1 protein-coding gene is annotated in these 490 nt (G+C 40.2%); it reads left to right on the forward strand.

Annotated elements, in window-relative coordinates:
* A partial coding sequence (locus ACWIX0_RS14150) for a hypothetical protein (RefSeq protein ID WP_454174610.1) occupies positions 1-490 on the forward strand: 490 nt, incomplete at both ends.

A 490-nucleotide genomic window follows, 5' to 3' on the forward strand; every position in this document is an offset into this window, starting at 1 on the left:
AGAGTAACTCTGCACTAAATCTTTCTAGCTCTCAAAAAGCAAATTGTAGGACTAAGCGTAGCGAAGTATCTCAAAAATCTAAAAACACAAACAGAGATATTTCGCTAAACGCTCAATATGACAAAAACTCTGTCATTGCGAGCGAGCAACGCGAGCGTGGCAATCCACACACCGCAAATTGTCATACTGAGGGTGTAGCCCGAAGTATCTCTAAAATTACAAATACAAATAGAGATATTTCGCGCTCACGCGCTCAATATGACAAAGAAGATTTTGTTATTATAAGCAATGACAAAGAAAACTCCGTCATTGAGAGCAAGTCGCAAGACTTGCGTGGCAATCTATTTGACAAATCAAAAGAGGTGGATTGCCACGAATTTGCAACTTTTAACAAAGTCGCAAATTCTCGCAATGACGGCAGTGTAAATTCTAGTAATGACGGCAATGCAAAATCTCGCAATGAGAGGATTTCTCCCTCCATTGCGGATTC

Source organism: Helicobacter sp. T3_23-1059 (assembly GCF_053654515.1).